The following is a 21,744-nucleotide window of genomic DNA, read 5'->3' as shown; positions in this document are numbered from 1 at the left end:
GCTTTTTGCTACAGTACCCGCACTTGGATAAACAGGATCTGGCCATGCTCGTTATTATTTCCCCTGCAAAAACGCTCGATTACGACAGCCCGCTGGCGACAAAACGCTTCACGCAACCCGAACTGCTGGACAAGTCTCAGCGGCTTATCAACATTTGCCGCAAGCTGACGCCGGCGCAAATCGCCAGCCTGATGAGCATCAGCGACAAGCTGGCCGGCCTGAACGCCGCGCGCTTTAGCGAGTGGCAGCCGGCATTTACCCCGGACAACGCCCGTCAGGCGTTGCTGGCGTTCAAGGGCGACGTTTACACCGGCCTGCAGGCGCAGGATTTCAGCGAAGCCGATTTCGACTTCGCCCAACAGCATCTGCGCATGCTGTCCGGCCTGTATGGGGTGCTGCGCCCGCTCGATCTGATGATGCCGTATCGGCTGGAGATGGGCATCAAGCTGGAAAACCCGAAGGGCAAAGATCTGTACAGCTTCTGGGGCGATCAGATCACCAAAAAGCTCAACGAAGCGCTGGAGCAACAGGGCGACGACGTGGTGGTCAACCTGGCGTCCGACGAGTATTTCAAAGCGGTGAAGCCGGCCAAGCTGCACGGCTCGCTGATCAAACCGGTGTTCCTCGACGAGAAGAACGGCAAGTTCAAGGTCATCAGCTTCTACGCCAAGAAAGCGCGCGGGTTGATGAGCCGCTTTATCATCAAGAACCGCCTGACGCGCAGCGAGCAGTTGGTGGACTTCAACCTGGAAGGCTACGCCTTCGACGAAGCCGCCTCGCAGGGCAATGAACTGGTGTTCAAGCGCCCGGAGCAGGCATAAAAAAAGCCGTCGCAAGACGGCTTTTCGCATTCTAACCTGCCGAATTTCAGGCCGGAAGTGCCATCAGGAACGTGCGCAGCTCGCCGAAACTGGCCGGCAGCGTGTGCGACAACAGCGGCAGATCGGCCCGCAACGCCAGCGCTTTCGGCAACGGCAGTTCCTGGCCGAGGATCGCTTCCACGCTCTCTTTAAACTTGGCCGGATGCGCGGTGCCAAGGAACAGACCAAACTCCCCTTCCTGCAGCTGATCGCGCAGCGCGCGGTAGGCGATGGCCGCGTGCGGTTCGGAGACATAGCCCAGTTCGGCCAGCTCACGCATCGTTTCCCTGGTGGTCTCATCGCTGACCGCCGCGTGGCCCAGCTCTTTCAGCTGCCAGACCTTACGACGGAACAGCTCTTCCACACGCGGCCAGTTGTTTGGCTGGCTGACGTCCATAGCGTTGGACAGCGTCGCGACCGTGGCGTGCGGCTGCCACTGGCCGCTGGTCAGGAAGCGCGGCACGGTGTCGTTGGCGTTGGTGGCGGCGATGAAGCGCTTCACCGGCAGACCCAGCGACTTGGCCAGCAGCCCGGCGGTCAGATCGCCGAAGTTGCCGCTCGGCACCGAAATCACCAGCTGATTGCGCGCTTCCTGCGGCAGCTGCGCCACCGCTTCGAAGTAGTAACAGATCTGCGCCAGCAAACGGCTGATGTTGATCGAGTTGGCCGAGTTCAGGTGCAGCGCATCTTTCAATTCCTGATCGTCAAACGCCTGCTTCACCAGCGCCTGACAGGCGTCGAAGTCGCCGTCGATCGCCACGGTGTGAATGTTGCCGCCCAGGGTGCAGAACAGTTTCTCCTGCAACGGGCTGATTTTGCCCTGCGGGTAAAGGATCACCACCCGGACGTTTTTCAGGCCGTAAAAGGCGTGCGCCACGGCGGCGCCGGTGTCGCCGGAGGTGGCGGTCAAAATGGTCACCGGCTGATCGCCGGCCACTTCCGCCAGCATCTGCGCCATAAAGCGGCCGCCGAAGTCTTTGAACGCCAGCGTCGGGCCGTGGAACAGCTCCAGGCAGGAGACGTCTTCCGTCACTTTCGCCACCGGCGCCGGGAACTCAAAGGCGGCCTGCACGCGTTTCTTCAGCGCCGCCTCCGGCACCTCTTCGCCGATAAAGGCCGACAGAATACGGCTGCTGCGGGTGACAAAGTCCTGCTCCAGCAGGTGGTCGATCTCGGTCAGTTCGAACGCCGGCAGCTCCAGCGGGAAGAACAGCCCCTGCTGCTTGCCCAGGCCTTGTTTGATCGCCTGCGCGAAGCTGACCTGCTCGTTGTGATCCTTAAGGTTGTACAGTTTCATGCGTTATCCCAGTAGTCGAGCGCCTGCGGTATCCAGACGGCAAATATGAACAAAACCTTCGTCGTTTTGCAGATAGTGTTGTTGCAGCCAGGCGGCCATGCGCTGCGCGGTGGCGCCGTCATTGCAGACGGCGAACAGCGTCGGGCCGGAGCCGGAGATCCCGCAGGCCAACGCGCCGATGTCCTGCGCCGCCTTGCGCGCTTCGGCGAAGCCCGGCAGCAGACGAGTGCGGTACGGTTCGGCGATCACGTCCTGCATCAATTTGGCGGCCAACTGCGGCTGCCGGGTATGGCAGGCATGAATAAAGCCGGCCAGATAGCGGCCGTGGCTGATGCAATCCTGACGACGGTATTGCGCGGGTAAAATGGCGCGCGCTTCGGCGGTGGAGACCTTGATGCCCGGATAGGCCATGACCCACAGCCAATCGTCGAAGCACGGCACCTCCTGGCTGATAATGCCTTCCTCTTCCAGCATCAGCTGCAGGCCGCCCAGATAGCAGGGCGCCACGTTGTCGTAATGCACGCTGCCGGAAATGCGGCCTTCCAGCTCGCCCATCAGGCCGAGCAGCGTCGTCTTATCCAGCGGGCGATCGCAAAATTCGTTCATCGCCATCAGCCCGGCCACCACCGAACAAGCGCTGGAGCCCAGCCCCGATCCGATCGGCATGTTCTTTTCCAGCCGCATCGCTACCGGCACTTCGCGGCCGATCTCCTGGCAGAAACGCTCCCAGCATTGATAAACGATGTTCTCTTTCGGCTCGGCCGGCAGCTTGCTGACAAAGCGCCCGGCATTCTGCAAACTGAACGTCTCGGCGGCTTCCACGCTGACGCAGTCGCCCAGCAGCGTGCCGTCGATCGGCGAAACCGCCGCGCCCAGCACATCGAAACCGACGCTAACGTTACCGATCGAGGCCGGTGCATACACCTTAACCATATTAAACTCCCAACTTCCATGACAGTGTGCGCAGCAGATCGGCGAACACGCCCGCTGCGGTCACATCGTTACCGGCGCCGTAGCCGCGCAGCACCAGCGGCAGCGGCTGATAATAACGGCTGTAGAAGGCCAGCGCGTTCTCGCCGTTCTTCACTTTATACAACGGATCGTTGCCGTCCACCGCCTCGATGCGCACCTTACAGCGCCCTTCGTCGATCAGACCGACATAGCGCAGCACCTTGCCTTGCTCGGCGGCATTGGCCACGTTGCGCGCGAACTCTTTATCCAGTTCCGGCAGACGCGCCAGGAAATGGTCCACGTCGCCCGACGCGTCGAAGGACGGCGGCAGCACCGGCTCGACCTCGATATCGCTCAGCTCCAGCTTGTAACCGGCCTCGCGCGCCAGGATCAGCAGCTTGCGCGCCACGTCCATACCGGACAGATCGTCGCGCGGATCCGGCTCGGTGTAGCCATTGGCTCTGGCCTGCAGGGTCGCCGCCGACAGCGACAGCCCTTCGTCCAGCTTGCCGAAGATAAAGGACAGCGAGCCGGACAGGATGCCGGAGAAGCGCACCAGCTCATCGCCGGCGTTCAGCAGGTTTTGCAGGTTCTCAATCACCGGCAAACCGGCGCCGACGTTGGTGTCGTACAGGAACTTGCGGTGCGAACCGGCCGCGGCCGCGCGCAGTTGCTGATAATAGTTCATCGACGAGGTGTTGGCCTTTTTGTTCGGCGTTACCACATGGAAGCCGTCCGCCAGGAAGTCCACATATTGATCGGCCACCGCCTGGCTGGAGGTACAGTCGACGATCACCGGGTTCAGCAGGTGATACTCCTTCACCAGCCGGATCAGGCGGCCGAGATTGAACGGCTCCTGCGCGCCGGCCAGCTCGTCGCGCCAGCTGTCCAACGCGATGCCATGCACGTTGGTCAGCATCACGCGCGAGTTGGCGATGCCGCACACCCGCAGATCGATATGTTTTTGTTTCAGCCACGGCTGCTGGCGGTAGATCTGCTCGATCAGCGCCCCGCCGACGCCGCCGACGCCGATGACGAACACTTCGATCACCTGATCGGTGTTGAACAACATCTGGTGGCTGACGCGCACGCCGGTGGTAGCGGAGTCATTGCTGACCACCACCGAGATTGAACGTTCGGAAGAGCCCTGGGCGATGGCGACGATATTGATGTTGGCGCGCGCCAGCGCGGAGAAGAAGCGCGCGGAAATGCCACGCAGGGTGCGCATGCCGTCGCCGACCACCGAGATGATCGCCAGGCGCTCCATGACGTCCAGCGGATCCAGAACGCCGTCTTTCAATTCCAGATAGAACTCCTCCTCCAGCGCGCGGCGGGCGCGCTGCAGTTCGCCCTGCGGCACGCAGAAGCTGATGCTGTATTCGGAAGAGGATTGGGTGATCAGCACCACCGAAATGCCGGCGCGCGACATCACGGCGAACACCCGCGCGGCCATGCCGACCATGCCTTTCATGCCCGGGCCGGAGACGTTGATCATCGCCATATTGTTCAGGTTGGTGATGCCTTTCACCGGCATTGCGTCATCGGTGCTGTCTTTGCCGATCAGCGTGCCGGGGGCTTGCGGGTTAGAGGTGTTTTTAATCAGGCAAGGGATTTGGAACTGGGCAATCGGCGTGATGGTGCGAGGGTGCAGCACTTTGGCGCCGAAATAGGAAAGCTCCATCGCCTCCTGGTACGACATCGATTTCAGCAGCCTGGCGTCCGGCACGGTGCGCGGATCGCAGGTATATACGCCGTCGACGTCGGTCCAGATTTCGCAACAGTCGGCGCGCAGGCAGGCGGCCAGCACCGCGGCGGAATAGTCGGAGCCGTTGCGGCCCAGCACCACCAGCTCACCCTTATCGTTACCGGCGGTGAAACCGGCCATCAGCACGATGTGGTCGGCCGGGATCGCCGCTGCGGCGATGCGCAGCGTGGACTCGGCGATATCCACGGTAGACTCCAGGTAGTGGCCCTGCGCCAGCAGTTTCTCCACCGGGTTGATCACCGTGACCGGGTAGCCCTTGGCGCGGAACACCCCTTCCATGATGGCGATGGAGAGTTTTTCGCCGCGGCAGATGATCGCCGCGTTCACGCTGTCCGGGCACTGCCCCAGCAGCGAGACGCCGTGCAGCACCTGTTTGAGCTGCGCGAATTCCTGATCGACCACGCCTTTCAGGCGATCGTATTCAAAGCCCGGCAGCGCCTGCGCCAGCCCGCTCAGCAGGTCGGCAAAGATCCGCTCGGCGTCGCTGATATTCGGCAGAATGTCCTGGCCCGCCACCGTTTTGTCGATCATCGCCACCAGATGGTTGGTGATCTTTGCGGGGGCGGACAAGACCGTGGCTACCTGCCCTTGACGCGCATTACTCTCCATGATGTCGGCGACGCGCAGAAAACGTTCTGCATTCGCCACCGAGGTTCCGCCAAATTTCAGCACTCGCATGTGTGATCTCTCCGAATTTAAGCCGAAAAAAAAGCCCGCACTGATTAGGTGCGGGCTTTTTTCTGTGTTTCCTGTGCGCGTCAGCCCGCCCCGTTACCTGTGGTATCGGTGGTGGTAATAATTGTGGTTTTCAGGCTGATGTTGCGCATGTTGTCTGTCTGTCTCATGAAATACTCTGTCCCCTCTATTGGTTAAAGCAATCGCTATCCCAAGTCAAACTATTTCTTTTTTTTGCTTATTTTCCGTTCAGCGGCGGTAATGCGCGATGCAACAGGTGAAAAGCAAAATGACAGAACAAAAAAACAACTTAAAGCCGATTTACTAGTGGATCACGCTGGGTAACCGTCTGATGGAGCCGCTATCACTTGGCGAGTTTTTTTTCGATGTCGTGCAGCAGCGTATGCAGCATCGCCGTATCTCGCTGTTGCAGCGCGCCGAGGCGCTGGTGCAGCCAGTCGCGCAATTTTTGGTCATCGCCGACATCCAATGCGCTCAACAAGGCATCGGCGCGGCGGCGCAGCGCCTTAAGCTGCCCTTCCGACGCCGCCGTTTCCTGTGGCGTATTGACACCCATCAGGCTAGCCAGCTGGTAGCAGTACACCATCACCGCCTGGCCCAGGTTAAGCGACGGATAGTCCGCCTGCATCGGCACGCCGGTCAGCAAGTCCGCCAACGCCAGCTCTTCGTTGGTCAAGCCGGAATCTTCGCGGCCGAACACCAGCGCGGCCTGGCCGACCCACTGCTTACGCTCGCTCAGCTGTTCCAGCAGTTCGGGCGGCGTACAGTAGTAGTGAAAGCGCGCGCGGCTGCGGGCGGTAGTGGCGACGGTAAAATCCACGCCCGCCAGCGCCTGCTCTAGCGTGGCGAACGTTTGCACGCCGTCGAGGATCTCGCCGGCACCGTGCGCCACCCAGCGCGCCGCCGGCTGCAGGTGCGCCTCGCTGTCAACGATGCGCAACGACGTGAAGCCCATGGTTTTCATCGCGCGCGCCGCCGCGCCAACATTTTCCGGCCGCGCCGGAGCCACTAAAACAATATGAAGCTGCATCACTCTTCCACCGAAGGCGGGCCTGCGTTTTTGACGATGGCGCAGCGCCCGCTTATATTTACAATTACGTAACAATAAACGCGTTAATAGCAACAAACAAGATTAAACGGCTCGTTGCGCTAATAAACCCATCGTAATAGTCATTATTCGCGCTTATGTTTTACTGCGTTTATTTATCAATAAGTTAAAACAACGCGATGATCAATAAGCGAATAATTGTATCCTATCGGGCCGGATAATGCTGAATCGTTCACAGAATTTGAGGTTCTGTGACTTAAACTGGCATTTCTGTAAGTGTTTTTCACAAATCTGTTAACGTGCTACAATTGAATTTGATATATGTCAACAAAGCGTAGTTTTGTTGGGTGATGAATTCGGCACGCGCTGTTATATTGCTGTTAATGGGGTTAGGATATGCGCCGTTTCGGCACCCCAGGGGTTGTAGGGAACAGCATCCCCACCAGGCTAGCGATCTTGTTGACATGAGATGGAAAGTGCATCAAGAACGAGTTTACGTACTTTAGTCATTTGCTGAGAGGGAACGTGGCGCTATCTCTGCCCTCCTCTAAGAAAACAAAGACTTCTGTACTTCCGATTTTCTATTTTGTTGGCAATTTTAGGTAGCAAATATGCAGACCCCGCACATTCTGATTGTCGAAGACGAGTTAGTCACTCGTAACACCCTGAAGAGCATTTTCGAGGCGGAAGGCTACATTGTTCATGAAGCCAATGATGGTGCAGAGATGCACAATATCCTGTCTGAAAATGATATCAATCTGGTCATCATGGACATCAACCTGCCAGGCAAAAACGGCCTGCTGTTGGCGCGCGAACTGCGTGAACAGGCCAGCGTCGCCTTGATGTTCCTGACCGGTCGCGATAACGAAGTGGACAAAATCCTCGGCCTGGAAATCGGCGCCGACGATTACATCACCAAGCCGTTCAACCCGCGTGAGCTGACCATCCGCGCGCGCAACCTGCTGTCGCGCACCATGAACCTGGGCAGCCTGGGCGAAGAGCGCCGCCTGGTCGAGAGCTACAAGTTCAATGGGTGGGAGCTGGACATCAACAGCCGTTCTTTGATCAGCCCGGCCGGCGAACAATACAAGCTGCCGCGCAGCGAATTCCGCGCCATGCTGCACTTCTGCGAAAACCCGGGCAAGATCCAGTCGCGCGGCGAACTGCTGAAGAAAATGACCGGCCGCGAGCTGAAGCCGCATGACCGCACCGTGGACGTCACCATCCGTCGCATTCGCAAACACTTCGAATCGACGCCGGACACGCCGGAAATCATCGCCACCATTCACGGCGAAGGCTACCGCTTCTGCGGCGATCTGGAAGAGTAATTCCGGCCTGCCGTCATGAAAACGGGGTTCAGCATGCTGAACCCCGTTTTTTTATTTCGTCTCAGCCCACGGCATGATCGGCACCGCGCTCAACGCGTTCTTCGGCGAACCGTCGATCACCTTGTCGGAGTAGCTCAGGTAAATCAACGAATTGCGCTTGGTGTCATAGAAGCGCACCACCTGCAACTTCTTGAACACCAGCGAGGTGCGTTTCTGGAACACCACATCGCCTTCCGCCTTGCCGTTTTTGATCTTGTCGCTCAGCTCGATAGGCCCCACCTGTTGGCAGGAAATGGCCGCGTCGGCAGTGTCCTCCGCCAGCCCCAGGCCGCCTTTGATGCCGCCGGTTTTGGCGCGGCTGATATAACAAGTTACATTTTTAACGTCCGGATCGTCGAACGCTTCCACCACGATTTTGTGGTCCGGCCCCAACAATTTAAACACCGTATCAACGGAGCCCACCTGCTCCGCCTGCGCGCTGCCAACGGTTGCGCAAACCAAACCGAATAAAAATATCCAGCTTTTTTTCATTTACTTAACTCCGGTATAACCTTGCTGCAAAAATAGGTTCGGCGGTCGCCATTATTTATGTCTAAGCTCACGGAATCGGTTTTTTACGGGTCCGCACCGTCCGTTTTAGCACAGAGCGTGACAAAAATCTTTGAGAGTCGCGGAGTAAAAAAATTGCTATGATGCGGCGTCGTTATTTCTTTGCGCCCACTACGGTGTACCCCAATCCAACTCTGGCGCGGCATGCGCAGCAGAGGCAAAGAGTGCAACGCATAATGGCTCATGGATCGGTCTGATAGCGCAGCACCAGCGTGACGAATCAACAGTTCGGGTTCCTACCCCCAAGCTTTACGAGGAAGATCTATGGATCAAGCCGGTATCATTCGTGATCTGCTTAGCTGGCTGGAAAGCCATTTGGACCAACCCTTGTCGCTGGATAACGTAGCGGCCAAGGCAGGCTACTCCAAATGGCATCTGCAACGGATGTTCAAAGATATTACCGGTAACGCCATCGGTGCTTACATCCGGGCAAGGAGGCTGTCCAAAGCCGCCGTCGCGCTGCGTTTGACCAGCCGGCCGATTTTGGATATCGCCCTGCAATATCGCTTCGACTCGCAGCAGACCTTCACCCGCGCCTTCAAAAAACAGTTTGCGCAGACGCCGGCGCTGTACCGCCGCGCCGAAGACTGGAACGCATTCGGCATCTGTCCGCCGATCCGTCTGGGAGCCTTCACCCTGCCGCAGCCGGAATTCGTCTCGCTGCCGGACAAGCGCCTGGTCGGCCTGACCCAAAGCTACTCCTGTACGCTGGAACAGATCACCACCGTGCGCACCGAACTGCGCTCACAGTTCTGGCGTCAGTTCCTCGGTGACGTCGAAACCCTGCCGCCGGTGCTGTACGGGCTGCACCACTCGCGACCGAGCCAAGAGAAGGACGACGAACAGGAAGTGCTGTACACCACGGCGCTGGAGCCGGATCAGGTGCCTGACAAGGTACAGGAAGGCCAGCCGCTGGTGTTGCCGGGCGGTGAGTTTGCGATGTTCAGCTACGAAGGGCCCACCGAGGGACTGCAAGACTTTATTCTGACGGTCTACGGCACCTGCCTGCCGGCGCTCCAGCTGACGCGCCGCAAAGGGCACGACATCGAACGCTTCTATCCGAAAGGCGAGCGCCGTCCGCATCAGGCGCCTATCGAGATCAAGTGCGATTACCTGATCCCGATTCGGCGTTAACGCTGCAGTTCGTCCAACGCGGGCATGTCCAAATGCGTGACATCGCCCGCCGTTTCCACGATCCAGCCGGAAGCCAGCCAAGGGCTCTGCTGGTGATCGACGCGCGACAGTGAGCAGTTGCGCAAGCGCAGACGGCGTTCCGCATAGGCCGGCAGCCCCAGCACCGTACTGATCAAACACCCCAACGCGATGCCATGACTGACGAGCAGCGGCTTGCTGCCTTCAGGCAGCATCAGGCAACTATCCAGCGCGGCGCGCATGCGCTCGCCCAGCTCCTCCATGGATTCGCCTTGAGGGATACGGCCGTCAGGAGTACCATCGACCATCTGTTTGCGCCACTGCTCTTCCTGCGGCGTCAAACTGTCGATCAGGCGTTCTTCCAGAACCCCCATGTGCAGCTCACGCAAACGCGGATCGCTAATCACTTCGCAGCCACAGGCGTCGGCGATGATCTGCGCGGTGCGCCGCGTGCGCCCCAGATCGCTGGTAATGATGTGCGTAATGCCTTCTTTGCTGACGCGCCTGGCGACCAGACGGGCCTGGTGTTCCCCCATGGCGGTTAACGGGCTGTCGGACTGACCCTGGATACGGCGAGCCGCGTTCCATTCCGTTTCGCCATGGCGAACGAGGTATACCTGTAACATTTTTGTTTTCCGTTATACTGCGTGAAATTTGCATTTATCCCCGGCCCGGTGGCGCTTTTGCCGCTGCCCGGCGTATCGGCCAGAAGGATATCAAACCCGTTATGTACCATGTTGTCGCTGCAACTACCAACCCGGCAAAGATCAAGGCTATTCAACTCGCCTTCGATGACGTCTTTGGCGCGGGCCAATACCGCATTGAATCCGTTGACGTCGCCAGCGGCGTCTCGCTGCAGCCGATAGGCAACCACGAAACCCGCACCGGTTCGCGTCAACGCGTCATGGAAGCGCGCCAGGTCAGGCCCGAGGCCGATTTTTGGGTCGGCGTGGAAGCCGGGATTGAAGAGAATATGACCTTCGCCTGGATGACCATCGAGAACCCGCACATCCGTGGCGAATCCCGCTCGGCGAGCCTGATGCTGCCGGAGGTCATCTTACAAGGTATTCGCGCCGGTCGCGAATTGGGCAGCGAAATGGCGGCGATCACCGGCAACGCCGAGGTGAAACGTCAGGGCGGCGCCATCGGCGTCTTCACCGACGGCCGGCTGAGCCGCACCAGCGTTTACCACCAGGCGCTGCTGCTGGCGCTGGTGCCGTTCCACAACGCCATCTATCAGCAATAACGCTGAGTCTGCTAGGGCGCGTCGTGCAACAGCTGCTGCTCAAGCCACTGTTTCAGCGCGGGTGAAGCCGCTTTCAGGCTGTTCGATCCGCGGGTGATGGTGGCGATCCCCGCGCCCAGTTCATTTTTTAACTCGCGCTGGCTCATCTCGCCGCGCATCAGTTCCTGAATGATCCGCACCCGGGTGCCCAGCGCGGTGCGCTCGTCCGGCGTCAACATCAGCTGCAGCAGCGGTTGATGCAGTTCTTGCGCAAAGGAATTCTGCAGCAGCGCGACGAAGCGCAGCCAATCCTCATTGCCTTGTTCTGAAAGAGCGGGGTCGTTTAACGATAATTGCGTCATGGCAGCCACCATACTATTTAACTAGTACAGCAGCATACCATAGGGCCGTCAAAATCAATAACGTCTCTGCCACTCGGCGTCGGTCAGCACCTTGGCCGGCCGGTGCGTCAGATAACGGTAAAACGCATCATAAGCCAGCACGTTCTTGACGTAGCCGCGGGTTTCAGAGAACGGAATGCTTTCGATGAATGCCACCGGATCGATCCGCCCCGCGCTGTTGCCCAGCCAGGTATTCACCCGCGACGGGCCGGCATTATAGGCGGCGCTCGACAGAATGCGGTTGCGGCCAAACTGCTGATAGACCGACTCCAGATAGCTGGTGCCGATGGTAATATTGGTCTGCGGATCGAACAGTTGGCTCGGGCCGACATAGCCGGGAATATTGTACATCTGCACCGTATGCTGCGCGGTGCGCGGCATCACCTGCATCAGGCCGGTAGCGCCAACCGGCGACTGCGCTTTCGGATTCCAGGCGCTCTCCTGACGCGCGATCGCCATCGCGTAGCTGGTGGTGATCCCCTTGTCATCGGTCGCGCGGCGGAACTCCTGCGGCCAGGCGACCGGGAAACGCTCCTCCAGATGATCCCACAGCTTGCCGACGATGGTCGCCTGCACGCTCAGATCGGCCCATTTTTGCTCAAAGGCGTAGCGCGCCAGCGCTTCTTGTTCCGGCCGGCTGCGGCTGGCGACATACGAGCCCCACTCGCTGCGGGCCAGGTTGTCCATATTCCAGTACATCAGCTCACGCACCCGGGCGACCTCCGGCCCGTCGACCAGCGACGTGCGCGGCTTGGCCGCCACCGCCACCATCACCGGATAAGTGGCGTTCAGCTTCTGCGCCGCGACCATCGGATAGAAGCCGCGTTCGGTCATCAGGTTACGCAACATCTCCTCGCCTTCGGCGCGTTTGCCTTCGTCCATCAGTTGACTGGCGCGCCAGTAGCGCCACTCATCCTTGTTGCGCGACTCTTCCGGCAGGCGGGCCAGCCAGGTCGCGACGCCCTGCCGATCGCCGTTGCCCAACGCCATGCGTACTCGGCGCTCCAACAGCGAAGGCGAACGGCTGCGCAGAATCACCTGATCGCGCCACTGCGCCTGCTCGTAGGTAGCGTCGCTGCCCATCAGGCGCCAGGCCACCGCCTCTTCCAACCCCAGCCGTTCGTCGTCGCTCATTTTCTGCAACCGCGCGAGCGTCGGGATCATCGCCCGCGCGTTTTCCACATCCTGCCGCGCCAGGCGTTCAAAGGCGATGCCGGTGGCGGCACGGGTAAAGTCAGTCGGCCCCACGCTGCGGGCGAAGGCTTCCACGGTGGTCGGATCGTTTTGCAAGCGCACCAGGGCGTTGCCCATGGTTTGATAGTCGGCCGGCAACTGGCCGTAAAGGTTGCTGACCAGCGAACTGTTACCCTCTTTCAACGCCAGCTTCATGCGCGCCAGAATATCCAGCGGCGTTTGCTTGCCTGCGCCGCGCCAGACGCTGAACAGACGATCGCAGGCGCTCGGCAACGTTTTGCCGTTCAGCCACAGTTCATCGGCGCCGCTCCAGGCCGCCTGCTGGTCACCGGTAGCCCATTTGGCGTAGTAATAGTTGCAGCGCGCAGCCACCGGTTTGGGCGGCTGCGCGCTGAAGGCCAACAGGGTGCGCCAGTCTTCGCGCCGCGCCAGTTCATTGACGAAGCGCGGCACCAGTGATTTCGCCGGCGGCAGCGTCGGGTGGCGTTTGATAAAGTCGTTCACCTCGGAGAACCCCGCCTGGCTCAGATCCTGTGTCAGCTCGCGGTATTCCAGGTAAGGATAAAGCGGGTAATCGCGCAGCGTCGGCATCAGCTGCGCCACCACGTCCATTTGATTGCCGTCCCACGCCTGTTTGATCTGCTGGTAACGCTGACGTTGCGCATCCAGAGAATCCGCCAGCGCCGCGCCTGAAAACGCCGTCAGACACAGGCCCATTGCCAACAGCCGTCGCTTGTCCACCTTGACCATCCTCGCTCTTTCCTCACTGGTTGTACCGCAGGAGCCGCCCAGCTCCCCGGTGACCGCCGCACCACGGCGCCGCGGGACAAAATAAAGCCGGGCGCACGGCCCGGACGCGGATATCTACCATAGACAGCGCAATCGCTTATCCATTCAATACTGTAGAAGAAGAAGTGTATCGCCATGACGGGGGCCAGGTAAAAAACGTTTACTTTGGCTGACAAATCAGGCCGGCGGGATATTTCCAGCCACCGGATTTTTATTAGCTGCCCCGGCACTTATTGGAGAAGTAAAATACTTTTTAATTATTAGCCATCACATTATTGCATTTTCGACATGACGCCGCCGTTGCGCAAATCGCCTGACAGCAGGCTAAACGCGCCAACTTTGCAGAAAAGCGGTGGCAAACCCGGGTGGGCATTTTTATACTATCAAAAATAAGTAAGATAATTCCGAGAAAACAGCACATAAAGCGCCCAACGAAGACATCTTATAATACAATCCGCGCCAATTATGGGTTAGATAGTGTTCATTAGGCAGTGCGACTGACAGCTTTCAGCAAAACGATTGTCCCTTCAAGCGGGCCGGATTTTTCCTTGTCAGGCCACGGCCTGCGGGCGGTGGATCAGGCCGGAATGGCGGGTGAAGATGGTGAATAAGACCGCGATAGCGATGCGTTGCGCAAAAAGCCCCGAACCGGGCTTCCTTGACGCACGCCTGAATATCGGCCGCCTGCTGCTGATCGTTTTGTTGGTGCTGCTGACGTTGTCCGAGCCTGCGCACGCCGCCGCTGATCCCTATCAAAAGCGCACGCACGCCGTGACGACCGTGGTGGTAGGCATCATCAGCTACGCACGCTGGTCGCGTGAACCCAATCCGATCCGCTTGTGCGTGACCGCACCCACCCAGTATGCCGAAGGGCTGTTCGATCCGATCCTGCTGAGCGCGCCGCGTCCGATTAAAGCCGAGCGCGTGCCGTTCGACAGCCCAACGCTGAGTACCGGCTGTGATGTCATCTACTTAGGGAACATCACCGCCGCGCAGAGACAAAATTTCATGCAGCGCATTTCCGGCAACTCCATTCTCAGCATCAGCGAGAACGATAGCGAATGCTCCGCCGGCAGCGCATTTTGCCTGCAGATTGATGGGGACCAGGCCAGCTTCAAGGTCAACCTGGATGCTCTGGCGCGCAGCGGCGTGCGCGTTCACCCCAACGTGCTGCAGCTGGCACGCAAACAGGCGCCGCCGCTATGAGGCTGTTGCGTAGAAACCGCTCCGGCAATGCGCGCCCGACGCTGGGCCGAGTGCTGCAGCGTGTGCATCTTGGGCTGGCGCTGATCGCCGTCGGCACCGCCGGCATCTTTTTGACGCTGGTGGCGCTGTTTGCGCTGCGCGCCTATGCCAATCACAACCTGCACCTGATCGCGCGCTCCATCAGCTATACCGTCGAGGCCGCCGTGGTGTTTGAAGACCGCACCGCCGCGCGCGAAGCGCTGATGCTGATATCCTCCAATGAAGAGGTGTCGGACGCGCGGATCCTCGACAACAACGGCAAGATGCTGGCCAACTGGCGCCATCCTACCGATGGGCCGCTGCACGGCCTGGAGCAAATCGTTGCGCACTGGGCGCTGCCCGAACCGGTCATTCTGCCTATCACCCACGAGGGCAAACAGGTCGGCCAGGTCTGGCTGAGCGGCAACGGCGGCAGCCTGCTGCGTTTCCTGTTGCGCGGCATGGTCGGCATGATCGCCTGCCTGGTGCTCAGCACCCTGTGCGCCCTGGTGTTGTCGCGCCGCATGCTGGTCGGCATCGTCAGTTCGCTGGACGACATCGCCAACGTGGCGCATGCAGTGCGCCGCGATCGCACTTTCGGCCTGCGGGTGCCGTCGGCGCCTATCGCCGAGCTGCATGAGCTCAGCAACGATTTCAACGGCTTGCTCGACGAGCTGGAGGCCTGGCAGGCCCATCTGAAACAGGAAAACGACTCGCTGGCTCACCGGGCGACGCACGACAGCCTGACCGGCTTGCCGAACCGCGCCTTCTTCGAAGGGCGGCTGAGCCGGGCGCTGGGCGATATCGAACCGCCGGCGAAATTGGCGGTGCTGTTTATCGACGGCGATCGCTTCAAGGAGGTGAACGACAGTTACGGCCACGCCGCAGGCGATGCGGTGCTGACCACCATTGCCGGGCGCATTCGCGCGCAGTTGCGCGAGACCGATCTGGTCGCCCGCCTGGGAGGGGATGAATTCGCCGTGCTGTTGGCGCCGGTACACGGCACGGAAGATGTCTTGCAGATCGCTGACAACATCATCGACTGCATGACGCAACCGGTCATTTTGCCGAACGACGAGGCGGTCATCACCTCTCTGAGTATCGGTATTGCGCTGTACCCTGATCACGCGTCGACGCCTCAGGGTCTTTTGCACGAAGCTGACGATGCGATGTATCAGGCAAAGCATCGTTATAACGGAGGCTGGCGGCTGGCTATACATAAATAAGAGCCCCGGCTATAACACTTGAACTAGGGATTTTGACTATGATACAGCAACTGTTTAAAGGTCGTTTTTCACTGCTGGCGATGGCGTTCGTCGCCCTGCTGGCGCTCGCCGGCTGCCAGAGCAAACCGCAGGGCCTGACGCCCGAGCAGGTTGCGCTGCTGCAATCGCAGGGCTTCAAACTGACCGATAACGGCTGGGAGTTCGGCCTGTCGGATAAGGTGCTGTTCGGCAACAACATCGGCAAGCTGAACCCGGAAAGCACCGAGACGGTGCAGAAGATGGGCCGTGCGCTGCTGAGCGTCGGCATCACCAAGTTCCGCCTGGACGGCCATACCGACAACTACGGTGAAGACAGCTATAACGATCAGCTTTCCCTGCGCCGCGCCGATGCGGTGGCCGATCTGCTGGCCAGCGTCGGCATTCCGCGCGCCAATATCGAAACCCGCGGCATGGGCAAGCGCGATCCCGTTGCCGATAACCGCACCTCCAGCGGCCGCGCGGAAAACCGCCGCGTCGCGATCGTCGTCACGCCATAAGCCACCAATATGCGCCTTTATCGGCGCATAAACGGTTATACTTGGCGATCGCTGAGCGATGTCTGGGATCCGAGATCGAAACGGGCTACACTCATGCCGCCAGACATCCTATAAATACTGATATAGAGAGGCTTAGAGCAACGTGGCTCAATACGTCTATACCATGCACCGCGTCGGCAAGGTGGTACCGCCGAAGCGTCATATTTTGAAAAACATCTCCCTGAGCTTCTTCCCTGGGGCAAAAATCGGCGTGCTGGGCCTGAACGGCGCCGGTAAGTCCACCCTGCTGCGCATCATGGCCGGCATCGATACCGATATCGAAGGGGAAGCGCGCCCGCAGCCGGGCATCAAGATCGGTTACCTGCCGCAGGAGCCGCAGCTTAACCTCGAACACACCGTGCGTGAATCGGTGGAAGAAGCGCTGGCGGAAGTGGTCGGCGCGCTGAAGCGCCTGGACGAAGTGTACGCGCTGTACGCGGAAGAAGGCGCAGACTTCGACAAGCTGGCCGCCGAACAGGGCCGCCTGGAAGAGATCATTCAGGCGCACGACGGTCACAACCTCAACGCCCAGCTGGAACGCGCCGCCGATGCGCTGCGCCTGCCGGACTGGGACGCCAAAATCGCCCACCTGTCCGGGGGTGAACGCCGCCGCGTCGCGCTGTGCCGCCTGCTGCTGGAAAAGCCGGACATGCTGCTGCTGGACGAACCGACCAACCACCTGGACGCCGAGTCCGTGGCCTGGCTGGAACGCTTCCTGCACGACTTTGAAGGCACCGTGGTGGCGATCACCCACGACCGTTACTTCCTGGATAACGTGGCCGGCTGGATCCTCGAACTCGACCGCGGCGAAGGCATTCCGTGGGAAGGCAACTACTCGTCCTGGCTGGAGCAGAAAGACGCGCGTCTGGCGCAGGAAGCGTCCGCCGAAGCCGCTCGTCGCAAGTCGATCGAGAAAGAGCTGGAGTGGGTGCGTCAGGGCGCCAAAGGCCGTCAGTCCAAAGGCAAGGCCCGCCTGGCCCGCTTTGAAGAGCTGAACAACACCGAATACCAGAAACGTAACGAAACCAACGAACTGTTCATTCCACCTGGCGCGCGCCTGGGCGATAAAGTGGTCGAAGTCAGCAACCTGCGCAAGTCTTATGGCGACCGCCTGCTGATCGACGACCTGTCGTTCTCGGTGCCGAAAGGGGCAATCGTCGGCATCATCGGCCCGAACGGCGCGGGTAAATCCACGCTGTTCCGCATGATGTCCGGTCAGGAGCAGCCTGATTCCGGCAGCATCGTGCTGGGCGACACCGTCAAACTCGCTTCCGTCGATCAGTTCCGCGACAGCATGGACGGTTCGAAAACCGTCTGGGAAGAAGTCTCCGGCGGGCAGGACATCATGCGCATCGGCAACACCGAGATGCCGAGCCGCGCCTATGTCGGGCGCTTCAACTTCAAGGGCGTCGATCAGGGCAAACGCGTGGGCGAGCTGTCCGGCGGTGAGCGTGGCCGTCTGCACCTGGCCAAGCTGCTGCAGGTTGGCGGCAACGTGCTGCTGCTCGATGAACCGACCAACGACCTGGATATCGAAACCCTGCGCGCGCTGGAAAACGCCCTGCTGGAATTCCCTGGCTGCGCCATGGTGATCTCGCACGACCGTTGGTTCCTCGACCGTATCGCCACCCACATCCTGGACTACCAGGACGAGGGCAAGGTGGAATTCTTCGAAGGCAACTTCACCGAGTACGAAGAGTACAAGAAGCGCACGCTGGGCGCCGATGCGCTCGAGCCGCACCGCATCAAGTACAAAAAGATCGCCAAGTAATGCCCAAGGCGCCGCATGCGGCGCCTTTTTTTACCCCCGCGCCAACTCGCGCGCGTAATCGTCGAACGCCGGGTGCAGCAGCACCACATCGATGAAACAAGCCAGCGCCGGGGAGTTCAGCTTGCGGCTCGGGTAGACCAGATACAGCTCGTTCCCTTCCGCACGCCACGCCGGCAACACCTCCACCAACAGCTTCTGCGCCACCACCTCGCGGCTGAGAAACGCCGGCAGCAACGTGATGCCGGCACCGGCAATGGCGCATTCGCGCGCATACAGCAAGTTGTCGGTGGTGTGCGCCAGCGGCAGCTGCCAACGATAGTAGTCATCGCCGCAGCGCAGGTTCCAGGCCGTCCAGGCGCGGTGGGCGATGCAACGATGCTGCTGCAGTTGCTGCGGATGTTCGATCGGCGGGTGCTGCGCCAGGTAGGACGGCGCCGCCAGCAGATAGCGCGGCGCGTACCCGAGGCGTCGGCCGATCAGCGAAGAATCCTGCGGCTTGCCGGTGCGCAGCGCGGCGTCGTAACCTTCCTGCACCAGATCCACCATGGCGTCGGACACCGACACCTCCAGCGAAACGTCCGGGTACTGGCGCTGAAAATCCGCCGCCAGCCGCGCCACCAGGGTCGCCCCCAGCCCGGCCGGCGTCGAGATGCGCAGGCGCCCGCTCGGGTTATCGCGCAGCCGCTGCAACGCCAGATCGGCGCGTTCGGCAGCGGACATCATCGCCTGACAATGCTCCAGATAACGCTCGCCGGCGAAGGTCAGGTTCAGCTGGCGCGTGGTGCGATTGAGCAAGCGCAGCCCCAGCGTCTGCTCAAGCTGGCTGATGCGCTGGCTGACGCTGGATTTCGGCAACCCGACGCGCTGCGCGGCGGCGGTGAAGCTGCCGCACTCCGCCACCAGCGCGAACAGCGCCATATCCTGCAGCTGTTTGAATTCCATTGTTCACCTTAAACGAACACTCCGTTAGATATTGTCCATCTTATCACCCCACTGCCGCGGGTCTACACTGGGGGCATCATTTGAAAGGAGTACAATCATGTCGATAAAAGCCATTGCCGTAGACCCGCAGAACCCCGCCAGTTTCATCGAAATCTCACCGGAGATGCCGGTTCCCGGCCAGTACGATCTGCTGGTGGAAGTGAAAGCGGCGTCGGTCAACCCGGTGGACACCAAAGTGCACGCCGGCCTGCAGAAAAGCGGCCTGCAGCAGCCGCGCGTCCTCGGCTGGGACGCCAGCGGCATCGTGGTGGGCGTGGGCAGCAGCGTCAGCGGCTTCAAGCCCGGCGATGAAGTGTGGTACGCCGGCGACATCACCCGCCCCGGCAGCAACAGCAGCCACCAACTGATCGACTCACGCATCGCCGCGCACAAACCGCGCAGCCTGAACTGGGCCGAGTCCGCCGCCATGCCGCTCACCGCCCTCACCGCCTGGGAGGCGCTGTTCGAACACCTGAACATTCAGGACGCGCCGGAGCACAAGACGCTGCTGATCATCGGCGGCGCCGGCGGGGTCGGCTCGCTGGCCATTCCGCTGGCCGCATTGCGCAGCAAGGTGAAAGTGATCGCCACCGCATCAAGACCTGAATCCGCCGCCTGGTGCCGTGAGCGCGGCGCCGATCTGGTGGTGGACTACCGCGATCTGAAGGGCAACCTGGCGCAGCACGGCATCGAGCAGGTGGATTACATCCTGTGTCTGAACGATACCGACGGCCACTGGCCGGCGATGGCCGAACTGATCGCGCCGCTCGGCCATATCTGCACCATCGTTGAGAACGCGCAGCCGTTGGATCAAAACGCGCTGAAGCTGAAAAGCGCCGCGCTGCACTGGGAGTTCATGTTCACCCGCAGCATGTTCACCACCCCGGATATCGCGCAGCAGGGCAAGATCCTGCAGCAGGTGGCGCAGCTGCTGGACGAGGGCAAGCTGAGCACCACGCTGAGCGAAACCCTGCACGGGCTGTCGGTAGACACGCTGACCACCGCGCATCAACAGCTGCTCGGCGGCCATATGCAAGGCAAGCTGGTCATCGCTTACTGAGCCTGAATCGCGGCGGCGCAGCGCGCCGCCGTTACTGCGGACGAACGAAGCCGACGCACAGCATCTGCTCGTCGCTCTGCGGATCGGCGCGGAAGGTCAGCGTCTGCTGCCAATCGAGGCGCATCTTCGGCCAGTGGGCCAACTCACCGCCAAAGTCGCTGTGCGCGCAGTCTTCACCCAACCGCCCGAACAGGGCGACGCCGTGCTGCGCAATCTGCGGATAGCTGATGTTGACGTTGTAGATATTCGGCCGCGCATGATTGGACCAACGCGTAATGGTCCGCGGCCGGGAACCGGCGTACACCGTCATCCACTGCGACAGGTATTCGCCGCCGACGTAGCGCAGTTCAACGCCATACCGCTCTTGCCACTGCCGCTCCACCCCGGCGCTGAACGCCTTGATACCCACCATTTTCTGACCGGCGTTGCGCACGTTGCCCAGCATCACCGCGGCATACCCCAGATAGACCGCCAGCGCCGCACACATCAGCCCAATGGTTGCCGCGCGCAGCGAACGCACCGGCGGCTGGCGCACGCAACCGACCAGCAGCGCGGGCGCCAGCATGAAGAAAGGCTGCAGCCATTCGGTCAGCCGGCCGCCGACGTTGAAAGAGAACCAGAAGGTAATGATGCCGAGCGGCAACAGATAGACCCACAGCAACACCCGCATCGGCAACGCCGGTGGCCAGGCCAGCACCGCCCCGCTACGCCGCAGGATCCCCCACAGCACCAGCGACGGATAGAACACCAGCAGCAGCGACTGCAGCATATCGAGGTTGAGCTGCATCTTGATCTGCGAATCCACCCACTTGAAGGCGGCAAAGTCGTGGTTCCACAACCAGAACACGTTCGGCAGCACTAGCGCCAACCAGATCGCCACCGCCAGATAGAACTGCGGCTGGCGATAGCAGCGGCGGATCTGCGGCACGAACAGCGTCGACAGCGCAGCGAAATAGACAAAGGCGAAGGTCGAGTACTTCGCCATCATCGCCAGCCCGGCGGCCAACGCGAAGGCCGGCCACCAGTTGGCCGAACGCGAAATAGCCAGGTGGAAAAACAGCGCCATCCACGGCCACAGCATCACCAACAGGTAATTGTCGTTGTAGGGAATGATGTCGAAATTGATGATGCCGGACAGGTTGAGCGTCAACAGCGCCATCCAGGCCAGCGAGGTGCTGCCGCTCAGCCGGCGCGCCAACAGCCAGACACCCAGCATGCCGATGGCGATGGCGATGAAGTGCCCGCCATACCAGTACAGGTTCAGCGGCAGCCACGAGAACCCGATCGCCGGCTGCATCGCCGCCCCGACCAGCCACGGGTTTTTCGGTGAGCCCCACTCGCCGTTGAGGCCCCAGTTGAGCGCCTCGACGGCGTCGTAAGGCAGGGTAGGATCGAGATGAACAGTCAGCAGCGTCCAGGCTGCGGCATAGCAGACCAACCAAAGAGCGAGCAAGCGATAAGACATGTCTTCTTCTGAGCGTTATTGTAAAGAAAATCTTACCGTAGTCGCTGTCGAATGAACCATGTTTAAACAAGCCGTTAAATATGCGCCCGGGCGGCCGTTTCTGCCGCCGCGACCGCACATTCCGCTA

20 protein-coding genes and 1 other annotated feature are annotated in these 21,744 nt (G+C 60.5%); of the genes, 9 read left to right on the top strand and 11 right to left on the bottom strand.

Features of this window, described 5'->3' with window-relative positions; genetic code table 11:
- Positions 1–44 precede the first annotated feature (44 nt).
- Complete coding sequence (gene yaaA / locus IT763_RS02975; RefSeq protein WP_049300199.1) at positions 45–821, top strand: peroxide stress protein YaaA; 777 nt, start codon at positions 45–47, stop codon at positions 819–821.
- A 46-nt stretch (positions 822–867) separates the two neighbouring features.
- Here the strand turns inward: yaaA and thrC are convergent, their stop codons facing one another.
- From thrC to IT763_RS02950, 5 genes are all read right to left on the bottom strand, one after another.
- The gene (gene thrC, locus IT763_RS02970; RefSeq protein WP_016929147.1) at positions 868–2,157 is read right to left on the bottom strand and encodes a threonine synthase; all 1,290 of its coding nucleotides are present in this window, start codon (positions 2,155–2,157) and stop codon (positions 868–870) included.
- A 3-nt stretch (positions 2,158–2,160) separates the two neighbouring features.
- Positions 2,161–3,090, bottom strand: a complete 930-nt coding sequence (thrB, locus tag IT763_RS02965) for a homoserine kinase (protein ID WP_016929148.1) — start codon at positions 3,088–3,090, stop codon at positions 2,161–2,163.
- A gap of 1 nt (position 3,091) precedes the next feature.
- Positions 3,092–5,551 (bottom strand): bifunctional aspartate kinase/homoserine dehydrogenase I, encoded by a 2,460-nt coding sequence (gene thrA, locus IT763_RS02960; protein ID WP_016929149.1) that lies wholly within the window; start codon positions 5,549–5,551, stop codon positions 3,092–3,094.
- Positions 5,552–5,575: 24 nt separating this feature from the next.
- Positions 5,576–5,693: a sequence feature (Thr leader region), on the bottom strand.
- Positions 5,632–5,700 (bottom strand): thr operon leader peptide, encoded by a 69-nt coding sequence (gene thrL, locus IT763_RS02955; protein ID WP_086581142.1) that lies wholly within the window; start codon positions 5,698–5,700, stop codon positions 5,632–5,634. (Overlaps the previous feature by 62 nt.)
- Before the next feature lie 212 nt (positions 5,701–5,912).
- Complete coding sequence (locus IT763_RS02950) at positions 5,913–6,599, bottom strand: tRNA/rRNA methyltransferase (protein WP_016929150.1); 687 nt, start codon at positions 6,597–6,599, stop codon at positions 5,913–5,915.
- 629 nt (positions 6,600–7,228) lie between these two features.
- On the opposite strand from IT763_RS02950, the gene arcA reads away from it, so the two are divergent.
- A complete protein-coding gene (gene arcA / locus IT763_RS02945; RefSeq protein WP_004933003.1) occupies positions 7,229–7,945 on the top strand; it encodes a two-component system response regulator ArcA in 717 nt (238 codons plus the stop codon).
- A gap of 51 nt (positions 7,946–7,996) precedes the next feature.
- Here the strand turns inward: arcA and creA are convergent, their stop codons facing one another.
- Positions 7,997–8,476: a protein CreA gene (gene creA, locus IT763_RS02940; protein WP_049300125.1), complete on the bottom strand. Its 480-nt coding sequence runs from the start codon at positions 8,474–8,476 to the stop codon at positions 7,997–7,999.
- A gap of 342 nt (positions 8,477–8,818) precedes the next feature.
- On the opposite strand from creA, the gene robA reads away from it, so the two are divergent.
- Positions 8,819–9,688, top strand: a complete 870-nt coding sequence (gene robA / locus IT763_RS02935; RefSeq protein WP_016929151.1) for an MDR efflux pump AcrAB transcriptional activator RobA — start codon at positions 8,819–8,821, stop codon at positions 9,686–9,688.
- Here robA and gpmB read toward each other — a convergent pair.
- Positions 9,685–10,332, bottom strand: a complete 648-nt coding sequence (gpmB, locus tag IT763_RS02930) for a 2,3-diphosphoglycerate-dependent phosphoglycerate mutase GpmB (protein WP_206195160.1) — start codon at positions 10,330–10,332, stop codon at positions 9,685–9,687. The genes robA and gpmB overlap by 4 nt on opposite strands.
- A gap of 101 nt (positions 10,333–10,433) precedes the next feature.
- Between gpmB and yjjX the strand changes: the two genes are divergently transcribed.
- Positions 10,434–10,952 (top strand): inosine/xanthosine triphosphatase, encoded by a 519-nt coding sequence (yjjX, locus tag IT763_RS02925; protein ID WP_004933015.1) that lies wholly within the window; start codon positions 10,434–10,436, stop codon positions 10,950–10,952.
- A gap of 11 nt (positions 10,953–10,963) precedes the next feature.
- Here the strand turns inward: yjjX and trpR are convergent, their stop codons facing one another.
- A complete protein-coding gene (gene trpR / locus IT763_RS02920) occupies positions 10,964–11,293 on the bottom strand; it encodes a trp operon repressor (RefSeq protein WP_016929152.1) in 330 nt (109 codons plus the stop codon).
- A 54-nt stretch (positions 11,294–11,347) separates the two neighbouring features.
- Entirely contained in the window at positions 11,348–13,276 is a 1,929-nt protein-coding gene (sltY, locus tag IT763_RS02915; protein WP_016929153.1) for a murein transglycosylase, read from the bottom strand.
- A gap of 639 nt (positions 13,277–13,915) precedes the next feature.
- Here sltY and IT763_RS02910 point away from each other — a divergent pair.
- The 4 genes from IT763_RS02910 (at position 13,916) to ettA (ending at position 18,111) form a co-directional block, all read left to right on the top strand.
- Complete coding sequence (locus tag IT763_RS02910) at positions 13,916–14,521, top strand: YfiR family protein (RefSeq protein WP_015376603.1); 606 nt, start codon at positions 13,916–13,918, stop codon at positions 14,519–14,521.
- Positions 14,518–15,765, top strand: coding sequence for a diguanylate cyclase domain-containing protein (locus IT763_RS02905; RefSeq protein WP_016929154.1), 1,248 nt, complete (start codon positions 14,518–14,520; stop codon positions 15,763–15,765). The genes IT763_RS02910 and IT763_RS02905 overlap by 4 nt, the downstream gene beginning before the upstream one ends.
- A 38-nt stretch (positions 15,766–15,803) precedes the next feature.
- Positions 15,804–16,301, top strand: coding sequence for an OmpA family protein (locus tag IT763_RS02900; RefSeq protein WP_016929155.1), 498 nt, complete (start codon positions 15,804–15,806; stop codon positions 16,299–16,301).
- A 142-nt stretch (positions 16,302–16,443) separates the two neighbouring features.
- Positions 16,444–18,111 carry an energy-dependent translational throttle protein EttA gene (ettA, locus tag IT763_RS02895; protein WP_025159620.1) on the top strand — a complete coding sequence of 556 codons (1,668 nt, stop codon included), beginning with the start codon at positions 16,444–16,446 and terminating at the stop codon, positions 18,109–18,111.
- Between the two features lie 30 nt (positions 18,112–18,141).
- Here the strand turns inward: ettA and IT763_RS02890 are convergent, their stop codons facing one another.
- The gene (locus IT763_RS02890; protein WP_206195159.1) at positions 18,142–19,053 is read right to left on the bottom strand and encodes a LysR family transcriptional regulator; all 912 of its coding nucleotides are present in this window, start codon (positions 19,051–19,053) and stop codon (positions 18,142–18,144) included.
- Between the two features lie 97 nt (positions 19,054–19,150).
- Here IT763_RS02890 and IT763_RS02885 point away from each other — a divergent pair, with 97 nt between their 5' ends.
- A complete protein-coding gene (locus IT763_RS02885; protein WP_151254332.1) occupies positions 19,151–20,152 on the top strand; it encodes a zinc-binding alcohol dehydrogenase family protein in 1,002 nt (333 codons plus the stop codon).
- Between the two features lie 31 nt (positions 20,153–20,183).
- Here IT763_RS02885 and IT763_RS02880 read toward each other — a convergent pair whose 3' ends face one another.
- Positions 20,184–21,617 carry a glycosyltransferase family 39 protein gene (locus IT763_RS02880; protein WP_049300119.1) on the bottom strand — a complete coding sequence of 478 codons (1,434 nt, stop codon included), beginning with the start codon at positions 21,615–21,617 and terminating at the stop codon, positions 20,184–20,186.
- Between the last annotated feature and the right edge of the window lie 127 nt (positions 21,618–21,744).

It is taken from the genome of Serratia sp. CMO1, assembly GCF_015689115.1.
In the GTDB taxonomy this organism is placed as follows: domain Bacteria; phylum Pseudomonadota; class Gammaproteobacteria; order Enterobacterales; family Enterobacteriaceae; genus Serratia; species Serratia marcescens.
The sequence above is the reverse complement of the archived record's forward strand: the minus strand, read 5'-3'. Positions and strand labels throughout refer to the sequence as shown.